Here is a 21259-nt window from a genome sequence, read left to right as displayed (position 1 = left end):
TCCACTGCCCGGCCGGCTGTTGTGGTCCCGCACGTTGCGTGTCTTCACCGACGATCGCGCCGACCAGCCGCCCGCACGCGGGTCGCGGCGGTCCAGCTGGCACTCTTCCCGATCGATCTCGTGCTCGACGCACTTCCGCCGAGGGCCGCCCCGGTCGACGCAGTTTGTGGAGGAGCTTCGGTCGGGTCGGGCGGAGCTTCGCCGGCGCTGGGGGCTGCTTCAGCTGGGTCGGGGGTGGTTCTGGGTGCGGCGGGGGTGCTAGTGGACGAGGAGGACGACCAGGGTGCGGGGGCCGTGGACGCCTTCGACGCGGTTGAGTTCGATGTCGCTGGTGGCGGAGGGGCCGCTGATGAGGGTCAGGGGGCGGGTCGGGGTGAGGCGGGCGAGCAGGTCGGGAACGGTGCGGACGACCTGGTCGGCGCGGACCACGCAGAAGTGGCGGTCGGGGACGAGGGTGATCGCGCGGCGGCCCTGGTCGGGGCTGCCGTCGAGGGCGATCGTCCCGGTCTCGGCGCACGCGGCGGCGCAGGCGGTGGCGACGCCGGCGAAGGTGTCCAGGTCGGCGGGGGTGAGGGTGCCGTCGTCGACGTGGGCGCCGGGGAGCTCGAACGGCAGGGCCGGCGGCACGATCAGCCGGCCGCCGGGAGGCATGGTGGCGGCGAGGGCGGCGCGCAGGTCGGTCTCGAGCGTGGCGGGGGTGGTGGGGACGACCGTGGCCTTGTAGTCGGTCAGGCGGTCGGCGAGCAGGGACAGCAGCTCGGGGGAGCCGGTCGGCACCGCCCCGGCGCGCTGGTAGTCCCGTGGCACGGCGGGCACGGCCGGGTCGGGCCCGAGCGCGGCCCGGATACGAGCCAGCACGTCGGCGCGGGCGTCAGTCATCGGCCCTCCTGCGCATCGAGATGGGGGAGGTCACGCCGCTGATCAGAAGACTCGCCAGGACGGCCATCAGCGGGCGACCCCGGCCGGCCATCAGCGGGCGACCCCGGCCGGGGATCAGCCGGCGAATCGGAGCGGAGGTCAGAAGCGGGGCCGGGACCAGGATCAGATGACGGCTCGGGAAGCGGTTCAGAAGGCGGACCGGAGCGGAGGTCGGCAGGCGAGCCCGGAAGGAGATCGGCAGGCGAGCTGGGCTGGGGGTCGGCAAGCGAGCCGGGCTGGGCGTCAGAGGCTGAGCCGGGCTGGGCGTCAGAGGCTGAGCCGGGCTGGGCGTCAGAAGCCGAGCCGGGCTGGGCGTCAGAAGCCGAGCCGGTCCGGGCGTCTGATGGCGAGCCGGGGTGGGGGGCGGCGGGCAGGGAGTCAGGAGCCGGGCCGGGATGGGCGTCAGCGGGCAGATCGGGCTGGGCAACAGGAGGTGGGCCAGAGCGGGGGTCAGGAGGAGAGCCGGGACCGGGGTTGGCGGGTGAGTTGGGGTGGGCGTCAGAAGGCGGGCTGGAGCGGGGGGCAGGAGGCGAGGTAGGACCGGGGGCAGCGGACAGGCCGGGACCGGGGTTGGCGGGTGAGTTGGGGTCGGCGGGCGAGGTGGGCCGGGCATCTGAAGGTGGTGCGGGGCGGGTGCGCCACCAGTCGCGGAAGGACTGGGCCGGGGGGCGGGGGAGGTCGCGGGAGGTGGTCCACGCGGAGAGGGGTGGGGGCAGGGTCGTGATGTGGTTGGTGCGGCGGCCGAGGAGGCGGCCGAGGCGTAGGAGGCGTTCGGCGCTGCGGAAGCGGGCCGGGCGGGACATCACCCAGGACATGGCGGCCATGGTGATGGCCTCGGGGGAGGGGAGCGGGGAAGCGGCGCGCGCTTCCACGTGGCGGTTTCGCAGGTGTACCAGCATCGAGGGGATGTCGATGCGGACGGGGCAGGCGTCGAAGCAGGCGCCGCAGAGGCTGGAGGCGTAGGGGAGGGAGGCGTTGTCCTCGACGCCGGTGAGCTGGGGGCTGAGGACGGCGCCGATCGGGCCGGGGTAGACGGAGCCGTAGGCGTGGCCGCCGGTGCGTTCGTAGACGGGGCAGACGTTGAGGCAGGCGCTGCACCGGATGCAGTGCAGGGCGGCCCGGCCCGAAGGGTCCGACAGGACGGCGGTGCGGCCGTTGTCGACCAGGACGAGATGGAAGTCCTGCGGGCCGTCGCCGGGGGTGACGCCGGTCCAGAGGGACGTGTAGGGGTTCATCCGCTCGCCGGTCGACGAGCGGGGCAGCAGCTGCAGGAACACCTCCAGGTCGGTCCACGTGGGGACGACCTTCTCGATGCCCATGACCGTGATCAGGGTCTGCGGGAGGGTCAGGCACATGCGGCCGTTGCCCTCGGACTCGACGACGGCGAGGGTGCCGGTCGAGGCGACCGCGAAGTTGGCCCCCGACACCGCGACCCGAGCGGTCAGGAACTTCTCGCGCAGGTACGCGCGGGCGGCCATCGCCAGCTCGCGCGGATCGTCGGAGAGCGAGGCGGCGGCAGGCATCGTGCGGCGGAAGATGTCGCGGATCTCGGTGCGGTTGCGGTGGATGGCGGGGACCAGGATGTGCGACGGCTTGTCGTCGCCGAGCTGCACGATGAGCTCCGCCAGGTCGGTCTCCCACGCGGTGACACCGCCCTCGGCGAGCGCCTCGTTGAGCCCGATCTCCTGCGTCGCCATCGACTTGACCTTGACGACCTCGGTGGCGCCGGCCGCGCGGACCAGGTCGAGGACGATCGCGTTGGCCTCGACCGCGTCGCGGGCCCAGTGCACGGTGCCGCCGCGGGCGGTCACCTGCTCCTCCAGCTGGACGAGGAGGGTGTCGAGGTTGGCCATGACGTAGCCCTTGATCGCCTCACCGGCGAGGCGCAGCTCCTCCCAGTCGGGCACCTCGGCCACGACGGCGGCGCGCTTGCCGCGGATGGTGCTCGTGGCATGGCCCAGGTTGCGCCGCAGCTGGTCGTCGGCGAGCGCCGTCCGGGCCGCGACCGGGAAGGACGTTGAGCCACGCAACGCGCCGACACCTCGCGGCGCGTACACCGGCATCCCAAGGAACACGGAGGTCATGTCGCCGCCAGAATCTCTGCGAGGTGCACGGGGCGGGCAGCGGTGGACAGGCGGGACAGGCCGCCGCCGATGTGCATGAGGCAGGACGAGTCGCCGGCCGAGACGACCGAGGCGCCGGTGGACAGGACGCTGCGGAGCTTGTCGCTGAGCATGGCCGCGGACGTGTCGGCGTTCTTCAGCGCGAACGTGCCGCCGAAGCCGCAGCACTGGTCGGCGCCGGGCAGCTCGACGAGGTCGATGTCGCGGACCGCGCGCAGCAGCCGCAGCGGCCGGTCGCCGACCCGCAGCATGCGCAGCGAGTGGCAGGTCGGGTGGTAGGTGACGCGGTGCGGGAAGCGGGCGCCGACGTCGGTGACGCCGAGGACGTCGACGAGGAACTCCGACAGCTCATAGGTGCGCTCGCCGAGCTCCTCCGCCCGGTGCGACAGCGCGACCCGGCCGGCCCGGCGGGCGACGGCCGCGTGCTGGTGGCGGATCGAGCCGACGCACGAGCCCGACGGCGCGACGATCGCCTCGTAGCCGGCGAACGTGTCGACCTGGTGCTCGACCAGGCGGACGGCCTCGCGCTGGTAGCCCGTGTTGATGTGCATCTGGCCGCAGCAGGTCTGCGCCTCGGGGAAGACGACCTCGTGGCCGAGCCGCTCCAGCAGCTCGACCGTGGCCCGGCCGACCTGCGGAAACATCGCGTCGGCGAGACAGGTCACGAACAGTGCCACACGCATCGATCACCGCCCTTTCAGAGGATCCCGCTGAGATGACCGGCGGGTGCGGGGCCGGCCACTCGACTCGCGGACGATCAGCTCCGGCTGGAACACCACGTGGCGGTGCTCATGGCGGCCGTCGTCCTCGATCTCCTCGAGCAGCAGGGCCGTGGCGGTGCGACCGAGCTGTTCCCGAGGCTGTCGCACGGAGGATAGCGGCACCGCGGCCGCCGCGGCGAACTCGATGTCGTCATATCCCACGATCGCCACGTCCTGCGGCACGCGGATGCCCCGCTGGGTGAGGCCCTGCAGCACGCCGAGCGCGACGAGGTCGTTGGCGCAGAAGACCGCCGTGGAGCCGGCCGCGGCGTCGATCTCGGCGGCGGCCGCCCGGCCCGCGGCGACGGTGAGGTTGGGCGTGGGGACCACCGAGAGCTCGGCCTTCCCGGCCACGGCCGCGGAGATCCCGGCGTGCCGCTCCCGGACCTGGGTGATGGAGGCCGGCCCGCCGACGAACGTGATCCGCCGGTGGCCCTGCTCCACGAGGTGCTCGCCGGCGAGCCGGCCGCCGAGCACGTCGTCGACCGCGACCGAGCAGCGGCTGTGCCGGCCGGTGCCGCGGTCGACCAGCACGACCGGGGTGCCGCGCTGGATGAGCAGCTCCAGGCGCGAGTTCGGCGACTCGTCGACGGGCGTGATCAGTACACCGCGGACCCGCTGCTCCTCGAGGAGGTCGAGGTGGCGATGCTCGCGTCCGGCGTCCTCGCCGCTGTTGCAGACCACGACCATGACGCCGTGCTCCTCGGCGGCCGCCTCCGCGCCGCGGACCACGTCGGTGAAGAACGGGTTGGTCACGTCGAGCACGACGAGCGCGATCTGCCGGCTGTGCCCGGCCCGCAGCTGCCGCGCCGAGTCGTTGCGCACGTAGCCCAGCTCGGCGATGGCGTCGAGGACCCGCTGCCGGGTCGACGAGGCGACCAGCTCGGGACGGTTGAGCACGTTGCTGACGGTGCCGATGGAGACGCCCGCGCGGCGGGCCACCTCCTTGATGCCGGTCGTGGTGGACATCGATCTCCCGTACCTCTGAAACGTGTCAACTCGAAGAGGGTGTATCAAACCGGTAACGCCATTGAAACTCTTGACGCCATCGACGGTCTGCTTCTACCGTCACTGTAGTCATTGTATGAAACGTTTCACAAGGGAGGACGGCGAGGTGCTGGTTCTCGAGGGCGTGAGCAAGTCGTTCGGCGCCGTGGCCGCGCTGCGCGACGTGCGCCTGGAGCTGCGCGGCGGCGAGGCGCACGCCCTCGTCGGGGAGAACGGCGCGGGCAAGTCGACGCTGGTGAAGATCCTGGCCGGCGCGCACGCCCCCGACACCGGCACGATCACGCTCGACGGGCAGCCGCTGCGGCTCGGCGGCCCCGCCGACGCCCGCGACGCCGGCATCGCCGTCATTTACCAGGAGCCGACGCTGTTCCCGGACCTGACCGTCGCGGAGAACATCTTCATCGGCCGGCAGCCGCTGCGCTCGCTGCGCCGCGTCGACACCGCCGCGATGCGGGCCCGGTCCGCCGAGCTGTTCGCCAGGCTCGGCGTGCACCTCGACCCGGACCGGCCGGCCCGCGGGCTGTCGATCGCCGACCAGCAGCTGGTCGAGATCGCCAAGGCGCTGTCGTTCGACGCCCGGATCCTGGTCATGGACGAGCCGACCGCCGCGCTGTCCGGGGTCGAGGTCGAGCGGCTCTTCGCCGTCGCCCGGTCGCTGCGCGACGCCGGGGCCGCGGTGCTGTTCATCTCGCACCGCTTCGACGAGGTCTTCTCGCTCTGCCAGCGGATCACCGTCATGCGCGACGGCCAGTGGGTCTCCACCGACCCCGCCGACGCGCTCACCGTCGACCAGGTCGTGCGGCGGATGGTCGGCCGCGAGGTCTCCACCATGTACCCGCAGCGCACCGCCGAGGTCCGCGAGGCCCGGCTGGAGGTCGACGGGCTCACCCGTGCCGGCGTCTTCCAGGACGTGTCGTTCACCGTCCACAGCGGCGAGATCGTCGCCCTCGCCGGGCTCGTCGGCGCCGGCCGCTCCGAGGTGATCCGCGCCGTCTTCGGCATCGACCGGCACGACGCCGGCGAGGTCCGCGTCGACGGCAGGCCGCTGCAGAAGGGCAGCGCGTCCGCGGCGATCGCCGCCGGCCTCGCGCTCGTGCCCGAGGACCGCCGGCAGCAGGGCCTGGTGATGGAGCTGTCGGTGGAGCGCAACGCGACCCTGCCGCGGCGCTGGTCGCTGAGCCGGATCGGGCTGCTCCTCGGCCCGTCGGAGCGCCACGACGCCCGCACCTGGACGGAGCGGCTGCAGGTGAAGGCGGCCAGGCTGAGCGACCCGGTCGCCACCCTCTCCGGCGGCAACCAGCAGAAGGTCGTCCTGGCGAAGTGGCTGTCGACGGCGCCGCGGGTGCTCATCGTCGACGAGCCGACCCGCGGCATCGACGTCGGCACCAAGGCCGAGGTGCACCGGCTGCTCAGCGAGCTTGCGGACCAGGGCGTCGCCGTGCTCATGGTCTCCAGCGAGCTGCCCGAGGTCCTCGGCATGGCGGACCGGGTCCTCGTCATGCACGAAGGGCGGCTCGCCGCCGACATCCCCCGTACCCGAGCCGACGAGGAGTCCGTGATGCTGGCGGCGACAGGACAGGCGTCATGACCGGCCAGCGAAGCGGCTCGGGCCGGTCATCATGTGGCAGGTTCGGGGCAGGCCGACGCCGGAGCGCAGCGGAGGTGGCGGCATGACCGCCGTGCTCGACAGAGCAGAGGTGAAGACCTCGAAGCTCACCCACCGGGTGTTCCTGGTCCGCGAGCTCGGCATCCTCGTGGCGCTGGTGCTGCTCATCGGCGGCACCGCGATCAGCAACCCGCGGTTCCTGCACGCGCAGAGCGTCAAGGACCTGCTGCTCGGCTCGACGATCCTGGCGATCCTCGCGACCGGCCAGGCGATCGTGGTCGTCACCCGCAACGTCGACCTGTCCGTCGGCTCGGTGCTCGGGCTGTCGGCGTTCGCGACCGGCACCCTGTTCCTCGACCATCCCGGGCTGCCGATCCCGGTGGTGCTCCTGGCCGGCACGGCGCTCGGGGCGGTGTGCGGCGCGGTCAACGGTGCTCTCATCGCCGCCGCCCGGGTGCCGGCGCTGGTGGTCACGCTCGGCACGCTGTACGTCTTCCGCGGCATCGACTACCGGTGGGCGACCGGCAAGCAGATCAACGCCGCCGACATCCCGCACGGGTTCCTGCGCATGGGCACCGCCACCGTCCTCGGCGTGCCGGTGCTGACCCTGTTCGCGGTCGTCGTCGTCCTCTGCGCCGGGTTCTACCTGCGCTCCTATCGCAGCGGGCGGGAGTTGTACGCGATCGGCTCCGACCCCGCCGCGGCGCGGCTCTCGGGCATCCGGGTGGGCCGGCGGGTGTTCGCCGCGTTCACCGCCAGCGGCGCGCTCGCCGGGCTCGCCGGGGTGCTGTACGTCGCCCGGTTCGGCACCCTCGACGCCAACGCCGGCCTCGGCCTGGAGCTCAACGTCGTCGCCGCGGTCGTCGTCGGCGGGGTCGCCATCTTCGGCGGCAGCGGCTCGGTCTACGGCGCGGCGCTCGGTGCCGTGCTGCTCACCACGATCGCCAGCGCCCTGCCGGTGCTCGGCATCAACCCGTTCTGGCAGCGGGCCGCGATCGGCGCGCTCATCCTCGCGGCGATCGGCCTGGACCGGGTCCTGTCGCTCCGCGTCGCACGCAGCCTGCAGGGAGGCCCGGGCAAATGACCGAGCTCAGCACCACGGCCAAGGCCGCGCCGGCCGCGCCCGGGAGAAGAAGCCTGGTGGTCTCCTGGGACGTCGTGGTCCTCGTGGCCCTCGTCCTGGTCGCCGTCATCGGCGCCGCCACCATCGACGGCGTCGCCAGCCCGCGGTTCTGGCGGTTCGTGACCCTGGAGGTCGTGCCGATCGCGATCATCGCGCTGCCGATGACCCTGGTCGTCATCACCGGCGAGATCGACCTGTCCGTCGCCAGCACGCTCGGCCTCACCTGCGCCGTCATGGGTGACCTGTGGGCGCACGGGGTCACGTCGCTGCCGCTGCTGATCGCGCTGTGCCTGCTGCTCGGCGCGGTCCTCGGCGCCGTCAACGGCCTGTTCGTCACCGTGTTCGGGCTGCCGTCGCTGGCGGTCACGATCGGCACCCTCGCGCTGTACCGGGGGCTCGCGTACGTCGTCCTCGGCGACAAGGCCGTCGCCGACTACCCGGTCGCCTGGACCGACGCCGCGATCGACCCCATCCCCGGCCTCACGATCCCGTGGGTGATCATCGTCGTCGCGGTCCTCGCGGTGCTGTTCGGGGTGCTGCTGCACGCCACCCCGGTCGGCCGCGGCCTGTACGCGATGGGCAACAACACGGAGGCGGCCCGCTTCGCCGGGATCGCGGTCGCCCGCACCAAGTTCTGGCTCTTCGTCGCCACCGGCACGATGGCGTCGCTCGCCGGGGTCTTCTGGACGTTCCGGTTCGCCAGCGCCCGCGCCGACAACGGCAACGGCCTGGAGCTCGCGGTCGTCGCGGCGGTCCTGCTCGGCGGCGTCTCCATCTTCGGCGGCCGCGGCGGCATGATCGGCGTCATCGGCGCCGTCCTGCTGCTCAGCACCCTGCGCAACGCCCTGCAACTGGCGAACGTGCCGGCGAACACCCTCACCATCATCACCGGCTCGCTGCTCATCGCCTCGGTCGTCGGGCCGAACGTCATCGGCATGGCGCGCGAGCGCCTGCGCCGGCGGCGCACCACGTAACGACACCCCCCACCCCCGTTTCCGCGCGACCCCCGCTGAAAGGATTCAATCCCATGAGAGCTGGCAAGCTCATCGCGGTCGCGGTAGCCGCCGCGCTCGCGTTCAGCACCACCGCCTGCGCCGAGGACTCCGACACCGGCAGCACCGGCGACACCGGCACCGCCACCTCCGACACCATCAAGAGCGGCCTGAAGGTCGCGTTCCTGCCGAAGCAGGTCAACAACCCGTACTTCGACACCTCCGACAACAAGGGCGGCAAGGTCGCCGTCGAGGAGTTCAAGGGCTCCTACACCGAGACCGGCCCGTCCGAGGCCAGCCCGTCGGCGCAGGTCAGCTACATCAACACGCTGTCGCAGCAGGGCACCAACGTGATCGCGGTGTCCGCCAACGACAAGGACGCCATCTGCGGCGCCCTCAACGAGGCCCGCAAGGCCGGCGCGAAGGTCGTCACGTACGACTCCGACACCAAGCCCGAGTGCCGCGACCTCTTCATCAACCAGGCGACCTCCGAGGGCATCGCGAAGGTCCAGATCAAGCTCATCTCCGAGGCGATCGGCGCCGACGGCGGCGAGATCGCGATCCTGTCGGCGACGGCCAACGCCACGAACCAGAACGCCTGGATCGAGATGATGAAGACCGAGCTGGCGAAGCCGGAGTACAGCAAGCTCAAGCTGGTCGACACCGTCTACGGCGACGACGACGACCAGAAGTCCTTCCAGGAGGCGCAGGGCCTGCTCGCCAAGCACCCCAACCTGAAGGGCATCATCTCGCCGACCACCGTCGGCATCGCCGCCGCCGGCCGGTACCTGTCCGGCTCCACGTACAAGGGCAAGGTCCAGCTCACCGGTCTCGGCACCCCGAACCAGATGAAGGCCTACGTCAAGGACGGCACCGTCAAGGCGTTCGCGCTGTGGAACCCGGCCGACCTCGGCTACCTGGCCGCCTACGCGGGCGCGTCGCTCGCCTCCGGCGTCATCAAGGGCAAGGAGGGCGACAAGTTCAAGGCCGGCAAGCTCGGCGAGTTCACCGTCGGCAAGGACGGCACCATCCTCCTCGGTGACCCGTTCACGTTCAACGCCTCCAACGTGGACCAGTTCAACTTCTAAGGGGGTTCGGCGTGCGTCGGGTCTGCTTCACCCTCCAGGTCAAACCCGATCGGCTGGATGAGTACCGGCGCCGCCACGCCCACGTCTGGCCCGAGATGCTCGCCGCGCTGCGGGACGCGGGCTGGCACGACTACTCGCTCTTCCTCCGCGACGACGGCCTGCTCGTCGGCTATCTCCTCACCGAGGACTTCGCCGCCGCGCAGGCCGCCATGGACGCCACCGACGTCGACCGGCGCTGGCAGGCGGAGATGGCGGAGTTCTTCATCAACGGTCGGCACTTCGTCGTCCTCGACGAGGTGTTCAACCTCGACCACCAGCTTGGAGCGTTGCAATGACAGAGCTCGCCCCGGAGACGCGCACGCGTGTCGCGGCCCAGCTGCGCGGCCAGCGGATCGAGACGGCGTCCTGGGCATACGGCAACTCGGGCACCCGGTTCAAGGTGTTCCCGCAGGAGGGCGTGCCCCGGGACCCGTATGAGAAGCTCGCCGACGCGGCGACCGTGCACCGGTTCACCGGCGTGGCGCCGACCGTGGCGCTGCACATTCCGTGGGACCTCGTCGACGACTATACCGACCTCGCCCGCCACGCCCGGGACCTCGGCGTCGCGCTCGGCACCATCAACACCAACGTGTTCCAGGACAACGACTACAAGCTCGGCAGCGTCACCAACCCGGACCCCGGCATCCGCCGCAAGGCGATCGGGCACCTGCTGGAGTGCGTCGACGTGATGGACCGCACCGGCTCGCGGGACCTGAAGCTGTGGTTCTCCGACGGCACCAACTACCCCGGCCAGGACGACGTGCGGACCCGGCAGGACCGCCTCGCCGAGGCGCTGCGCGAGACGTACGACCGGCTCGGGCCCGACCAGCGGATGCTGCTGGAGTACAAGCTGTTCGAGCCGGCCTTCTACATGACCGACGTGCCCGACTGGGGCACCGCCTACGCGCACTGCCTCACGCTGGGGGAGCGGGCGCAGGTCGTCATCGACACCGGGCACCACGCGCCCGGCACCAACATCGAGTTCATCGTCGCGGTCCTGCTGCGGGCCGGGAAGCTCGGCGGCTTCGACTTCAACTCCCGCTTCTACGCCGACGACGACCTGATGGTCGGCGCCGCCGACCCGTTCCAGCTGTTCCGGATCATGCACGAGATCGTGCTCGACGACGCGCTGACGGGGAAGGGGATCGCGTTCATGCTCGACCAGTGCCACAACCTGGAGCCGAAGATCCAGGCGGTGATCCGGTCCGTGCTCAACGTGCAGGAGGCGACCGCGAAGGCGCTGCTCGTCGACCATGCCGCCCTGCGCGCGGCGCAGCTGGAGGGCGACGTGCTGGGCGCCAACGAGGTCCTCATGGACGCGTACAACACCGACGTGCGGCCGTTGCTGCGCTCGGTTCGGGAGGACATGGGCCTCGACCCGGACCCGATCGGCGCGTACAAGCGGTCCGGGTACCTGGAGAAGGTCCGCGCCGAGCGGGTCGGCGGCACGCAGGCCGGGTGGGGCGCGTGAAGGACCTCATCGCCCGCTCCCGCCGCCTGGGCGCCGACCCCCGCAACACCAACTACGCCGGCGGCAACACCTCGGCCGTCGGCCTCGCCGCGGACCCCGTCACCGGCGGCGACGTGGAGGTGCTGTGGGTCAAGGGATCCGGCGGCGACCTCGGCACGCTCACCGAGGCGGGCCTCGCCGTGCTGCGCCTGGACCGCCTGCGCGCGCTCACCGGCGTGTACCCGGGGGTGGAGCGCGAGGACGAGATGGTCGCCGCGTTCGACTACTGCCTGCACGGCCGTGGCGGGGCCGCACCGTCGATCGACACCGCCATGCACGGCCTGGTGGAGGCCGCGCACGTCGACCACCTGCACCCGGACGCGGGCATCGCCCTCGCCACCGCCGCCGACGGGCCGGCGCTGACGAAGGAGTGCTTCGGCGACCGGGTGCTGTGGGTGCCGTGGCGGCGGCCCGGCTTCCAGCTCGGCCTCGACATCGCGGCCGTCCACCGGGCCAACCCGCAGGCGATCGGCGTCATCCTCGGCGGGCACGGGATCACGGCGTGGGGCGCCACGTCGGACGAGTGCGAGGCGAACTCCCTGGAGATCATCCGGACCGCGACCGAGTTCCTCGCCGCCCGTGGCCGACCGGAGCCGTTCGGGCCGGTCGTACACCCGCCGCTGCCGCTGGAAGAGCGCCGCTCGCGGGCGGCGGAGCTGATGCCGGTGCTGCGCGGGCTGGCGTCCAGCGACCGGCCGCAGGTCGGGCACTTCACCGACACCGACGTCGTGCTGGACTTCGTGTCGCGGGCCGCCCTGGAGGACCTCGCAGCGCGGGGGACCTCGTGCCCGGACCACTTCCTGCGGACCAAGGTGCGGCCGCTCGTGCTGACATCCTCCTCCGTGGAAGAACAGTTCGCCGCGTACCGCGCCGAGTACGCGGCCTACTACGAGCGGCACGCCACCCCGGACTCGCCGGCGATGCGCGGCGCGGACCCGGCGATCGTGCTGGTGCCCGGCGTCGGGATGTTCTCGTTCGGCGCCGACAAGCAGACCGCGCGGGTCGCGGGGGAGTTCTACGTCAACGCGATCAACGTGATGCGCGGCGCCGAGTCGGTGTCGACCTACGCGCCGATCCCCGAGTCGGAGAAGTTCCGGATCGAGTACTGGGCCCTGGAGGAGGCGAAGCTCGCCCGCCGCCCCGCGCCCCGGCCGCTCGCGTCGCGGGTCGCGTTCGTGACCGGCGGCGGCTCCGGGATCGGGCGGGCCATCGCGCTGCGGCTGGCGTCGGAGGGCGCCTGCGTGGTCGTCGCAGACCGGGCCACCGATGCGGCCGCCGCGGTCGCCGCCGAGATCGGTACCTCCGACAAGGCGGTGGCCGTCACCGTCGACGTGACGTCCGAGGCGGCGATCAAGGCGGCGTTCGCCGAAGCGGTCCTCGCGTTCGGGGGCGTCGACCTCGTCGTCAACAACGCCGGCCTGTCCATCTCCAAGCCGCTGCTGGAAACCACCGTGGACGACTGGGACCTGCAGCACGACGTGATGGCCCGTGGGTCGTTCCTCGTCGCCCGCGAGGCCGCCCGCGTCATGATCGACCAGGGCACGGGCGGCGACATCGTCTACATCGCCTCGAAGAACGCCGTCTTCGCCGGGCCCAACAACGTCGCGTACGGCGCGACCAAGGCCGACCAGGCGCACCAGGTGCGGCTGCTCGCCGCCGAGCTCGGCGAGCACGGGATCCGGGTCAACGGCGTCAACCCCGACGGCGTCGTCCGCGGCTCCGGCATCTTCGCCTCCGGCTGGGGCGCGCAGCGCGCCGCCGTCTACGGCGTCCCGGAGTCCGAGCTCGGCGCGTTCTACGCCCAGCGCACGATCCTGAAGCGGGAGGTACTGCCGTCGCACGTGGCGAACGCCGTGTTCGCCCTGGTCGGCGGCGAGCTGTCGCACACCACCGGCCTGCACGTCCCGGTCGACGCGGGCGTGGCCGCGGCGTTCCTGCGATGAACCGCCTCGCGGCCGTCGACCTCGGCGCCTCGTCCGGCCGGGTGATCGTGGGCTCGGTCGGGTCGGGCACCGTCCACCTCACCGAGGTCGCCCGCTTCGCCAACACCCCGGTGCAGGTCCAGGGCACCCTGCACTGGGACATCCTCGGCCTGTACCAGGGGATCCTCGACGGACTGGACGCGGCCGGCCCGGTCCAGTCCGTCGGCGTCGACTCGTGGGCCGTCGACTACGGGCTGCTCGACGGCGACGGCCGGCTCCTCGGCAACCCCGTCCACTACCGCGACGCCCGCACCGACACGGTCGTCTCGCCGGTCCCGGCCGCTGCGCACTACGCGGCGACCGGGATCGCGAACCAGCCGTTCAACACCGTGTTCCAGCTCCTCGCGGCCGGCGGCACCGCACAGCTCGACACCGCGCGCACGCTGCTGCTGATCCCGGATCTCATCACGTACTGGCTCAGCGGCACGATCGGCGCGGAACGCACCAACGCGTCCACCACCGGCCTGCTCACCGCCGGCGGCGGGGCCTGGGACCTGCCGCTGGTGGCGCGGCTCGGCATCCGGGCGTCGCTGCTGCCGCCGCTGCGCGACCCCGGCACCGTCGCGGGGCCGATGCTGCACGCCCCCGAGACCCTGGTGACGACGGTCGCCTCGCACGACACCGCCTCCGCCGTCGTGGGCGTCCCCGCGCGCACGGACCGGTTCGCGTACATCTCCTGCGGCACCTGGTCCCTCGTCGGTGTCGAGCTGCCGTCGCCGGTACTGACCACCGACAGCTTCGAGGCCGGCTTCACCAACGAGACCGGCGTCGACGGCACCGTGCGGTACCTGCGCAACGTCATGGGCCTGTGGCTCCTGCAGGAGTGCATGCGCGCCTGGGGACCCGCTGTCACGCTGTCCGACCTCCTGTCGGGCGCGGCCGCGGCGCCCGCCCGGCGCAGCGTCGTGGACGCCACCGACCCGCGGTTCCTGGCCCCGGGCGACATGCCGGCCCGCATCGCCGCCGCGCTGAAGGAGACCGACCAGCCGGCGCCCGCGGACCCGTACGCGATGACCCGCTGCATCCTGGACAGCCTCGCCCTCGCGTACCGCCGCGCGATCGACGACGCCCGGCGCCTCACCGGCCGCCCCGTCGACGTCGTCCACCTCGTCGGCGGCGGCGCGCAGAACGCCCTGCTGTGCCAGCTCACCGCCGACGCCTGCGAGCTGCCCGTCGAGGCCGGCCCGGTCGAGGCCGGCGCCCTCGGCAACATCCTCGTCCAGGCCCGTGCCCTGGGCCTGATCCCCGCCGACCTGCCGTCGATGCGCGCCCTGCTGCGGTCCTCTCGCCGGTACGAGCCCCGCGCCGCTCAGGCCGTGGGGTAGGCGTTCTGGAAGGCCAGGCGTTCGTCGGCCGTGTCGGCGATCCGGGTCAGCTCGTCGTCGAGCGCCATGAACGCCTCCCACGGCTCGCCCGGAAGGAGGCCGGCGACGCGGCGTTCGAGGTCGTCGACCCGCTTGCCCTTCCACACCTTGTCGGCGAGCGTGACCAGCAGCTCCTCCGGGGTCGCGTCGGGCCGGTCCCACCGCGCGTGGTTGGCCGCGAACCTGGCGAGGTCGCCGAACTCCTCCAGCATCCGCGCGCCGGCGGCCTCGTGCGCGCTGCCGGGGCCCGCCAGCTCCTCCGGGTGCAGGGTCTTGCCGATGTCGTGGGTGGCCGCCCCGAACAGCACCGCCGCCCGGTCCACGACCAGCCCGGGCGCGTGTGCCGCCAGCCAGTCGAGGAGCTGCGCAGCGACGTCGTGCACCAGCCGCAGGTGCGCGGCGAGCCGCGGCGGCGCACCGACCCGCCGCAGGAGCGCCGCCACCTCCGCCGGCAGCGGGCGCAGGTCGTCCATCATCGCGTGATGTAGCCGGCGGTGCGGATCAGGTCGGGCTCCACCGCGAACCGGCCCCGGAACACCGCCGGCGCCCCCGGCTCCTGGTCGAGCTTCTCCGGCAGGATCGCCGCCTCGAACGTCCCGTTCACCGGGTCGATGCTCAGCCTCGCGTCGTGGAAGTCGAGCCACGTCCCCATGATCGGCGACCACATCTTGTACACCGTCTCCTTGGCGCTGAAGTGCACCGCCGGCCACCACGGCTCATCCGCCCGCTCCGCGCACCAGGCGATCTCCTCCGGCAGGCAGATCGACGCGACGATGTTCGCCGGCAGCACCGTCCTGCGCTCCGCGTCGATCCCGACCGCGCGCAGCTCGGGCGCCCGCCCGACGGCGACCGCACAGTAACCCTTGGTGTGCGTGATGCTCCCGGTCGTCCCCGCCGGCCACACCGGCGCCCGGCTCGGCGCCGACAGCACCGGCGCCCCGTGCACCCCGACCCGGCTCAGCGCCCGCCGTGCACACACCCGCCCCGCGGTGTACTCCCGCCGCCGCCCGTCAACCGCCCGCGGCGACAACCCGGCCGCCTCGTCGGGCAGCAGCACCCCCGTCCAGTCGTCCTCCCCAGCCACCTCAACGACGACGATCTCTGGCAACAGGTCCCGCACGACCCGGAACTCTACCCCGCCGCCACCCCTCCCCGCCGCGCTCGTCCTGCCCGCCAGCCACAACCTTGTCGCGCCGCCCCTGACCCCGACGCCGGGCACCGAGGGTGCGCATCAATCCCGTTCCAGGACGGGCGGATCCAGGCGGGCAGGCCCTTCGAGGAGGACGCGGAGCCGATCCTGCGGGCCGGCCGTGGTTGCGGATATGGAGACGGTCACCGCTTGATCCTTCGAACTGACCAAAGCGCGCAACGGCTGCCGGCTGCGTGACTGGGACAACCCGCGCCGCGATCATCCGCCTCATCGGCGCTGTCCCCGCTGAACAAGCCGACGAATGGAGCGAGGACCGCCGCTACATGGGCCTGGAAATCCTCGCCGAAGCCCGGCTCACGCACAGTCGACCGCCGGCCCCTTGCACCACGAGCAGAGGCCGGCTTCGTGGGACGCGCCTGCGTGCTCGCCTCGGTGTCGGCGGCGGCGCGTCGTGCAGCCCGCTTGCCGTCCGGTGCCGAGCCCACCGCGTGGTGCTCGCCCTTGCCCACGTCCAGCCCGAGGAACATGCCGGTCCCGCCGTGCAGCACGCTCCCTGCTGCCGGCGAAGCGATCTCGGTGCCGGATCCGCGGGACGAAGTGACAGGGTTCTGTCTCGCGGATCATGACTGTCGGGGACGGCACGTAGCCGGGCGAGCATTTCGACACGGTCGAAGTTCGGGCACCGGCCGCGGACGATGGTCGAGTCGACCTGGGCGTTTCCAGCCGATGTCACCGTCCGCCCCGGCGAGCGCGACGAGCCTTGCTTGAGCATCGCCCATGTCCCGCCGCCGCCGACTACGAACAGGCTGCGCCGGCGGCACCGGACGGTCCACAGCCGAGGAGCATCGGCGGCGGGCTCAGGCGGCGGGCCGGGTCGATGGGGCTGACAGGCCGCCGAGTGCGGCGCCGGCCAGGGCGGTCAGGACGACGACGCCCGACCACAGCTCCTCCGTCCAGGCCACCCCCAGCGAGAGCTGGACGCCGATCAGGTGCGTGGACCAGATCAGCGGTGGGACCAGGGCGCCGAGCGTGACCGGCACCAGGTCGGGGCGCTGGGCGGCGACCCACTGGACGGCGAGGTCGGCGAGGACGGCGCCGAGCAGTGGCCAGAGCTGGGCGGCGAGGTGCGCGAAGTCGTTGAACACGCCGTCGGGGATCGAGGCCGCCGCCACCACGACCGTGACCAGGCCGGCGGGGACGCGGCCGAGACGGGTCCAGGCGAACAGGCAGGCGGTGACGACGAGCACCGTGAAGGCGAGGTACTGCGCGAGCCCGAACGCCTGCCCGTTGCGGAAGCCGTTGAAGGCGGCCGGCGCGTCGGTGAACGGCGACAGGTAGTTGAGGAAGAAGGCCGCGACGCCGACCGCGCTCAGCAGGCTCAGGAGGACGGGCAGGTCGCCGGCGAGGGAAGGCGCGGCGCGGCGGGCGGCGGCGGCGCGGACCGGCGTGGTGATCATGAGCGTGCCGGCGGTGAGGAGGAGCAGGTGCGGCGGGCTGAGGAGGGCCTCCAGGCTGACCTCGACGCCGAACAGGGTGTGCCAGGTCATGTCGACCACGCCGCCGACGGCGAAGAGGACGGCGCCGAGCAGGCCGAGGCCGTAGCCCGCGGGGACCCAGTCGCGGACCGGGCCGGCCGGGCGGCCGCGCCACAGCACGGACGGCACGATGGCGATGGCGAGCGCCGCATAGCCGCTGTAGAGCACGCCGTGCCACGGGGTGAAGAACGTCTCCAGCTCCGGCACGTGCGAGTGCGCCCAGCCGTCCAGGTACAGGCCACTGGTGAGCCACAGCGTGGCGAGCGCCGCGGCGAGGTCGCGGCGCGTGGTGGACTGCGGCCGGTGCGAGACAGCCAGAACCATGGATCGATCCTGACGCATCGTGCGGATCGGAGCGACCCCGTTCCCTCGAAATGGACGCAGCGTGATGCCGTCGGTACGGTCAGCTCAGCGAGGCGCCTTGCGCTCGCAGTACACGCTGAACCTGCGTGACAGGGATCTCCCTCGGCGGCTTGCCGGCCCGCGCCGCCAGGGCCGCGCACACGCCCGCCGCCTGGCCGGTCGCCATCGAGATCGGCATGATGCGGTAGGAGCTGTGCGCCACGTGGTCGCCGGAGATGCAGCGGCCCGCGACGAGCAGGCGGTCCACGTCACGGGGAAGCAGCGTGCGCAGCGGGATGTCGTAGGAGGTGCCCTGCGGGAGGCGCCGCAGGATGGTGCCGGGGCCGTTCGGGTTGTGGATGTCCACCGGGTACGCGCCGCGCGCCACCACGTCGGAGAACTTCCGCGCGTCGAGGACGTCCTGGCCGGTGAGCTGGTAGTCGCCCAGCACGCGGCGGGTCTCCCGCACGCCGACCTGCACGCCGCTCTGGATGACGTAGGAGGACTCGAAGCCGGGCACCCTCGTGCGCAGGAACCGCGAGATGCTGTCGAGCTGCTGGTGCATGGCCAGCTCGGCCCGGGTGAGGTCCCACACGCTGATGCCGAGGCCGCCGAAGCGGGTCGAGTTCACCGACACCTCACCGGAGTGCGGCGTGGCGAAGAAGAGGATGTCCTCGCGCGGCAGGTCCAGCTCGCCGGCGTCCCGCGCGGCCCGGATCAGGTCCCACAGGCCGTGCACGCCCTTCCATTGATCCGGATGCTCCTGTACGTACGACGCGAACCCGTCGCGCTGCATCTCGCCGATCCGGAACATCAGCGTCATCGGCTGGGTCAGGCCGTCCTCGGGGCGGCCGACCTCGAACGGCGCGCCCGCCGACGCGGCCAGGTCGCCGTCGCCCGTGCAGTCGACGACCACGTCGGCGTCGATGACGACCGGGCCGGACTTCGTCTCGAACACCACCCGCGACGAGTCCGGCAGCGTGATCAGGTCGGAGGCGAACGCATGCAGCAGCAGCTTCACGCCCGAGCCGCCGAGCATGTCGTACGTGACGAGCTTGAACACCTCGGGATCGAACGGCACCGTGTAGCCGGTGTCCGGGGCCGGCCTGATCGCCCCACCGGCTCTGACCAGGCGGTCCAGCAGCATCCACAGCACACCGGCGACGACCGGCTCGCCCTCGCCGTGGTCGGTCGGCAGCAGACGGTTGTCCTCGCCGCCGACGGCCTGCTTCATCTCGTTGTGGAAGCTCATGAGCGGCATGACGAGCGCCGCGGTGGCGTTGCCGCCGAGGAACCCGTAGCGCTCGACCAGCACGACGTCGGCGCCCGCGGCGGCCGCGCCCATCGCCGCGCCGAACCCGGCCGGGCCACCGCCGACGACGAGCACCTCGGTGTGCCCGCCGTACTCCGCTGTCCTCGGCGGCAGGTGTACGCGGTGCGAGTCCGCCGGTTTCGCCAACGCGGTCAGGTTGTTGCCCTCGTTGCGTTCCGGCTCGCTCATGCCGCCACCTTCGTCCGTTCGAGCTGGGCGTCGAGACGGCGGCCGGTCTCCGTGGCGCGCTGCTTGAGGGCCGCGACCCGCGACGCGGTCTCGTCCAGGCGCTGCGGCCGCTCGTCCCACAGCCGGTCGACCTGGGCGAGCAGCGGGCCGGCGGCCTCCCGGACCACCCCGCGGGGCACCGGCGCGCCGATGCGCTGCGCGAAGTCGAAGACCTTCCCCGCGTACGGCAGCGCCAGCAGCGGCACGCCCGCCAGCGCGGCGAACATCAGGAAGTGCAGCCGCATGCCGACCGCCAGCTCCAGGTGCTTCATGAGGCCGAGGACCTGGCCCGGCCGGAAGTCGCCGTGCAGCACCCGGCAGTGCTCCGCCGCCGTCATCCGGGCCAGCACCGCGTGGGCGTGCTGGATGTCGGAGCGCTCCATCGGCACGAACAGCAGCGACGCGTCGAGCCGGTGCACGATGAAGTCGCCGACGTGGGCGAGCAGCTGGTGGTATCCGTCGGCGTCGAGGTGCTGTGCGGCGCGGCCCGGCTCGCGGACGCTCATGCCGACGACCCGCCGCCCGTGCGGCAGCGAGTCGCTCAGCAGCCCGGCGTCGAACTCCTCCGGCGTCAGCAGCAGCGCCGGGTCGGCGGTCACGGAGACGCGGCAGGTCACCCCCGCCTCCTCGAGCGCGACCTTCGACTCCTCGTCCCGGACGGTCACCTCGACCGCCTGCGCGAGCACGTCGCGGGCCATGGCGCAGTCGATCTCCTCCGTCAGCGGGCCGGCGCCCAGCGCGTACGTGAAGACCGGCACCCGCTGCTCCTGCGCCGTGCGCACCACCCTGAGGTAGCGGCGGGCCTCCGTGTCGTACAGGATGCCGCCGCCGCCGAGGATCAGCAGGTCGAGCCGCCGGAGCTCGGCCGCGGTCCGGTCCCGGCTCACGCCCTCCCAGGGGGCGACCTCGACGTCAGGGTGCGCCGCCGCCGTGTGTCCGGGCTCCCGCGAGAACACCAGGACGTCGACGTCCGGGCGGCGGGCCCGCAGGTCGGCGAGGACGCTCGTGAGGATGGCCTCGTCGCCGAGGTTGCAGCCACCGTACGAGCCGAGCACGCCCACTCTCGTCATTGCGCCTCGCTACCCAGGCATGGTTCTGTCATACCTGGCCCGTATGGTGGGTTTCGACCATTCGGGCAATCCGTGGAGCGAAGCACGTGATCCAGTTTCCGGCTGTGCGGCGGGGGCCACTGCGGGCGATCAGCGCCCGGCTCGGCTTCGCGGTCCTGCTCGTCACCGCGATCGTGCTGGTCATTTTCGTCGACCGCGACGGCTACCGGGATGTCAACGAGGACGGTCTCACGCTCCTCGACTGCTTCTACTATGCGGTCGTCACCCTCTCCACCACCGGTTACGGCGACATCACCCCGGTGTCGGAGACCGCCCGCCTCGCCAACATCCTGATCATCACTCCGGCCCGCGTGCTCTTCCTGATCATCCTGGTCGGCACCACCCTCGAAGTCCTGACCGAGCAGTACCGCACCAACCTCAGGTTGCAGCGGTGGAGGAAGCGCGTGAAGAACCACGTCATCGTCTGCGGCTATGGCACGAAGGGCCGAGCGGCCGTCGGCACCCTGGTGGAGAACGGGCTGGACCGGGCGCAGGTGGTCGTCGTCGAGACCAACCCGGCCGCCGTCCGGCAGGCCCAGGCCGACGGCCTCGTGGTCGTCGAGGGCTCCGCGACCCGCTCCACGGTGCTCAAGGAGGCCCGCGTCGAGGATGCCAAGGCGATCATCATCGCCACCGACAGCGACGACGCGTCGGTCCTCGTCACGCTCACCGTCCGCCAGCTGACCGCCGGCAAGGTCTCCATCATCGCCGCCGCCCGCGAGGCGGAGAACGCGCCACTGCTCCGCCAGTCCGGCGCCCACCACGTCATCGTCTCCTCCGCCACCGCCGGCCGGCTGCTCGGCCTGTCGACGACCGCCCCGCCGCTCATCGAGGTCGTCGAGGACCTGCTCACCCCCGGCCAGGGCATGGCCCTCGCGATGCGCTCCGCCCGCCGCGACGAGGTCGGCTCCTCGCCGCGCGAGCTGACCGAGCTGGTCATCGCCCTGTTCCGCCGCGGCAAGGTCCTCTCCCTCGCCGACCCCGAAGGCACCACCATCCAGACCGGCGACATGGTCGTCTACGTCCGCGACGACCGCCCCCAGGCCGTCCCCGCAATGCCGTGACCCTG

At 72.4% G+C, this 21259-nt stretch carries 17 protein-coding genes and 1 pseudogene; 9 read left to right on the top strand and 9 right to left on the bottom strand.

All coding sequences use genetic code 11. From position 1 onward, the window contains the following. Positions 1 to 258 precede the first annotated feature (258 nt). The 4 genes and pseudogenes from ABZ321_RS25640 to ABZ321_RS25625 all read right to left on the bottom strand — a co-directional run bounded on the left by ABZ321_RS25640 (position 259) and on the right by ABZ321_RS25625 (position 4771). Positions 259 to 879, bottom strand: a complete 621-nt coding sequence (locus ABZ321_RS25640) for an LUD domain-containing protein (protein WP_354895388.1) — start codon at positions 877 to 879, stop codon at positions 259 to 261. Positions 880 to 1547: 668 nt separating this feature from the next. Next, positions 1548 to 3002: pseudogene (locus ABZ321_RS25635) on the bottom strand (LutB/LldF family L-lactate oxidation iron-sulfur protein); the annotation flags it as partial. After that, positions 2999 to 3724, bottom strand: a complete 726-nt coding sequence (locus ABZ321_RS25630; RefSeq protein ID WP_344503291.1) for a (Fe-S)-binding protein — start codon at positions 3722 to 3724, stop codon at positions 2999 to 3001. The gene ABZ321_RS25630 and the pseudogene ABZ321_RS25635, both read right to left, overlap by 4 nt. Before the next feature lie 3 nt (positions 3725 to 3727). Beyond that, positions 3728 to 4771 carry a LacI family DNA-binding transcriptional regulator gene (locus ABZ321_RS25625; RefSeq protein ID WP_344503292.1) on the bottom strand — a complete coding sequence of 348 codons (1044 nt, stop codon included), beginning with the start codon at positions 4769 to 4771 and terminating at the stop codon, positions 3728 to 3730. 115 nt (positions 4772 to 4886) lie between these two features. Here ABZ321_RS25625 and ABZ321_RS25620 point away from each other — a divergent pair, with 115 nt between their 5' ends. The 8 genes from ABZ321_RS25620 to ABZ321_RS25585 all read left to right on the top strand — a co-directional run bounded on the left by ABZ321_RS25620 (position 4887) and on the right by ABZ321_RS25585 (position 14475). Continuing rightward, complete coding sequence (locus ABZ321_RS25620) at positions 4887 to 6398, top strand: sugar ABC transporter ATP-binding protein (protein ID WP_354895384.1); 1512 nt, start codon at positions 4887 to 4889, stop codon at positions 6396 to 6398. Positions 6399 to 6480: 82 nt separating this feature from the next. Further along, positions 6481 to 7500 carry an ABC transporter permease gene (locus ABZ321_RS25615; RefSeq protein WP_344503294.1) on the top strand — a complete coding sequence of 340 codons (1020 nt, stop codon included), beginning with the start codon at positions 6481 to 6483 and terminating at the stop codon, positions 7498 to 7500. Then, positions 7497 to 8513, top strand: coding sequence for an ABC transporter permease (locus ABZ321_RS25610; RefSeq protein WP_354895381.1), 1017 nt, complete (start codon positions 7497 to 7499; stop codon positions 8511 to 8513). The genes ABZ321_RS25615 and ABZ321_RS25610 overlap by 4 nt, the downstream gene beginning before the upstream one ends. A gap of 53 nt (positions 8514 to 8566) precedes the next feature. Continuing rightward, a complete protein-coding gene (gene rhaS, locus ABZ321_RS25605) occupies positions 8567 to 9619 on the top strand; it encodes a rhamnose ABC transporter substrate-binding protein (protein ID WP_344503296.1) in 1053 nt (350 codons plus the stop codon). Positions 9620 to 9630: 11 nt separating this feature from the next. Then, positions 9631 to 9954, top strand: coding sequence for an L-rhamnose mutarotase (locus ABZ321_RS25600; RefSeq protein ID WP_344503297.1), 324 nt, complete (start codon positions 9631 to 9633; stop codon positions 9952 to 9954). Beyond that, a complete protein-coding gene (gene rhaI / locus ABZ321_RS25595; RefSeq protein ID WP_354895377.1) occupies positions 9951 to 11129 on the top strand; it encodes an L-rhamnose isomerase in 1179 nt (392 codons plus the stop codon). The genes ABZ321_RS25600 and rhaI overlap by 4 nt, the downstream gene beginning before the upstream one ends. Continuing rightward, positions 11126 to 13111: a bifunctional aldolase/short-chain dehydrogenase gene (locus tag ABZ321_RS25590; RefSeq protein WP_344503299.1), complete on the top strand. Its 1986-nt coding sequence runs from the start codon at positions 11126 to 11128 to the stop codon at positions 13109 to 13111. Before rhaI ends, ABZ321_RS25590 begins: the two co-directional genes overlap by 4 nt. Next, on the top strand, positions 13108 to 14475 hold the full coding sequence (locus ABZ321_RS25585; RefSeq protein ID WP_354895374.1) for a rhamnulokinase family protein: 1368 nt from the start codon (positions 13108 to 13110) through the stop codon (positions 14473 to 14475). Before ABZ321_RS25590 ends, ABZ321_RS25585 begins: the two co-directional genes overlap by 4 nt. Here ABZ321_RS25585 and ABZ321_RS25580 read toward each other — a convergent pair. From ABZ321_RS25580 to ABZ321_RS25560, 5 genes are all read right to left on the bottom strand, one after another. Next, entirely contained in the window at positions 14460 to 14987 is a 528-nt protein-coding gene (locus tag ABZ321_RS25580; protein WP_344503301.1) for an HD domain-containing protein, read from the bottom strand. The two genes, ABZ321_RS25585 and ABZ321_RS25580, sit on opposite strands and share 16 nt — an antisense overlap. After that, complete coding sequence (locus tag ABZ321_RS25575) at positions 14987 to 15634, bottom strand: 4'-phosphopantetheinyl transferase superfamily protein (protein WP_344503302.1); 648 nt, start codon at positions 15632 to 15634, stop codon at positions 14987 to 14989. The genes ABZ321_RS25580 and ABZ321_RS25575 overlap by 1 nt, the downstream gene beginning before the upstream one ends. A gap of 887 nt (positions 15635 to 16521) precedes the next feature. Next, the gene (locus tag ABZ321_RS25570; protein ID WP_354895371.1) at positions 16522 to 17523 is read right to left on the bottom strand and encodes a hypothetical protein; all 1002 of its coding nucleotides are present in this window, start codon (positions 17521 to 17523) and stop codon (positions 16522 to 16524) included. Positions 17524 to 17602: 79 nt separating this feature from the next. Further along, complete coding sequence (locus tag ABZ321_RS25565; RefSeq protein WP_354895368.1) at positions 17603 to 19042, bottom strand: FAD-dependent oxidoreductase; 1440 nt, start codon at positions 19040 to 19042, stop codon at positions 17603 to 17605. Beyond that, positions 19039 to 20151: a polysaccharide pyruvyl transferase family protein gene (locus ABZ321_RS25560; RefSeq protein ID WP_354895365.1), complete on the bottom strand. Its 1113-nt coding sequence runs from the start codon at positions 20149 to 20151 to the stop codon at positions 19039 to 19041. Before ABZ321_RS25560 ends, ABZ321_RS25565 begins: the two co-directional genes overlap by 4 nt. Positions 20152 to 20237: 86 nt before the next feature. Here ABZ321_RS25560 and ABZ321_RS25555 point away from each other — a divergent pair, with 86 nt between their 5' ends. Then, complete coding sequence (locus ABZ321_RS25555; RefSeq protein WP_354895362.1) at positions 20238 to 21254, top strand: potassium channel family protein; 1017 nt, start codon at positions 20238 to 20240, stop codon at positions 21252 to 21254. Positions 21255 to 21259: the final 5 nt, after the last annotated feature.

Origin of the sequence: Dactylosporangium sp. NPDC006015 (genome assembly GCF_040614215.1) — a bacterium.
GTDB lineage: Bacteria > Actinomycetota > Actinomycetes > Mycobacteriales > Micromonosporaceae > Dactylosporangium > Dactylosporangium maewongense.
The sequence above is the reverse complement of the archived record's forward strand: the minus strand, read 5'-3'. Positions and strand labels throughout refer to the sequence as shown.

Bases quoted from the DNA above. Each gene is read 5' to 3' on its own strand.
- rhaS (WP_344503296.1), top strand. From the start codon at position 8,567: ATGAGAGCTGGCAAGCTCATCGCGGTCGCGGTAGCCGCCGCGCTCGCG.
- rhaI (WP_354895377.1), top strand. From the start codon at position 9,951: ATGACAGAGCTCGCCCCGGAGACGCGCACGCGTGTCGCGGCCCAGCTG.
- ABZ321_RS25615 (WP_344503294.1), top strand. From the start codon at position 6,481: ATGACCGCCGTGCTCGACAGAGCAGAGGTGAAGACCTCGAAGCTCACC.
- ABZ321_RS25610 (WP_354895381.1), top strand. From the start codon at position 7,497: ATGACCGAGCTCAGCACCACGGCCAAGGCCGCGCCGGCCGCGCCCGGG.
- ABZ321_RS25565 (WP_354895368.1), bottom strand. From the start codon at position 19,042: ATGAGCGAGCCGGAACGCAACGAGGGCAACAACCTGACCGCGTTGGCG.
- ABZ321_RS25640 (WP_354895388.1), bottom strand. From the start codon at position 879: ATGACTGACGCCCGCGCCGACGTGCTGGCTCGTATCCGGGCCGCGCTC.
- ABZ321_RS25560 (WP_354895365.1), bottom strand. From the start codon at position 20,151: ATGACGAGAGTGGGCGTGCTCGGCTCGTACGGTGGCTGCAACCTCGGC.
- ABZ321_RS25585 (WP_354895374.1), top strand. From the start codon at position 13,108: ATGAACCGCCTCGCGGCCGTCGACCTCGGCGCCTCGTCCGGCCGGGTG.
- ABZ321_RS25580 (WP_344503301.1), bottom strand. From the start codon at position 14,987: ATGGACGACCTGCGCCCGCTGCCGGCGGAGGTGGCGGCGCTCCTGCGG.
- ABZ321_RS25625 (WP_344503292.1), bottom strand. From the start codon at position 4,771: ATGTCCACCACGACCGGCATCAAGGAGGTGGCCCGCCGCGCGGGCGTC.
- ABZ321_RS25570 (WP_354895371.1), bottom strand. From the start codon at position 17,523: ATGGTTCTGGCTGTCTCGCACCGGCCGCAGTCCACCACGCGCCGCGAC.
- ABZ321_RS25620 (WP_354895384.1), top strand. From the start codon at position 4,887: ATGAAACGTTTCACAAGGGAGGACGGCGAGGTGCTGGTTCTCGAGGGC.
- ABZ321_RS25630 (WP_344503291.1), bottom strand. From the start codon at position 3,724: ATGCGTGTGGCACTGTTCGTGACCTGTCTCGCCGACGCGATGTTTCCG.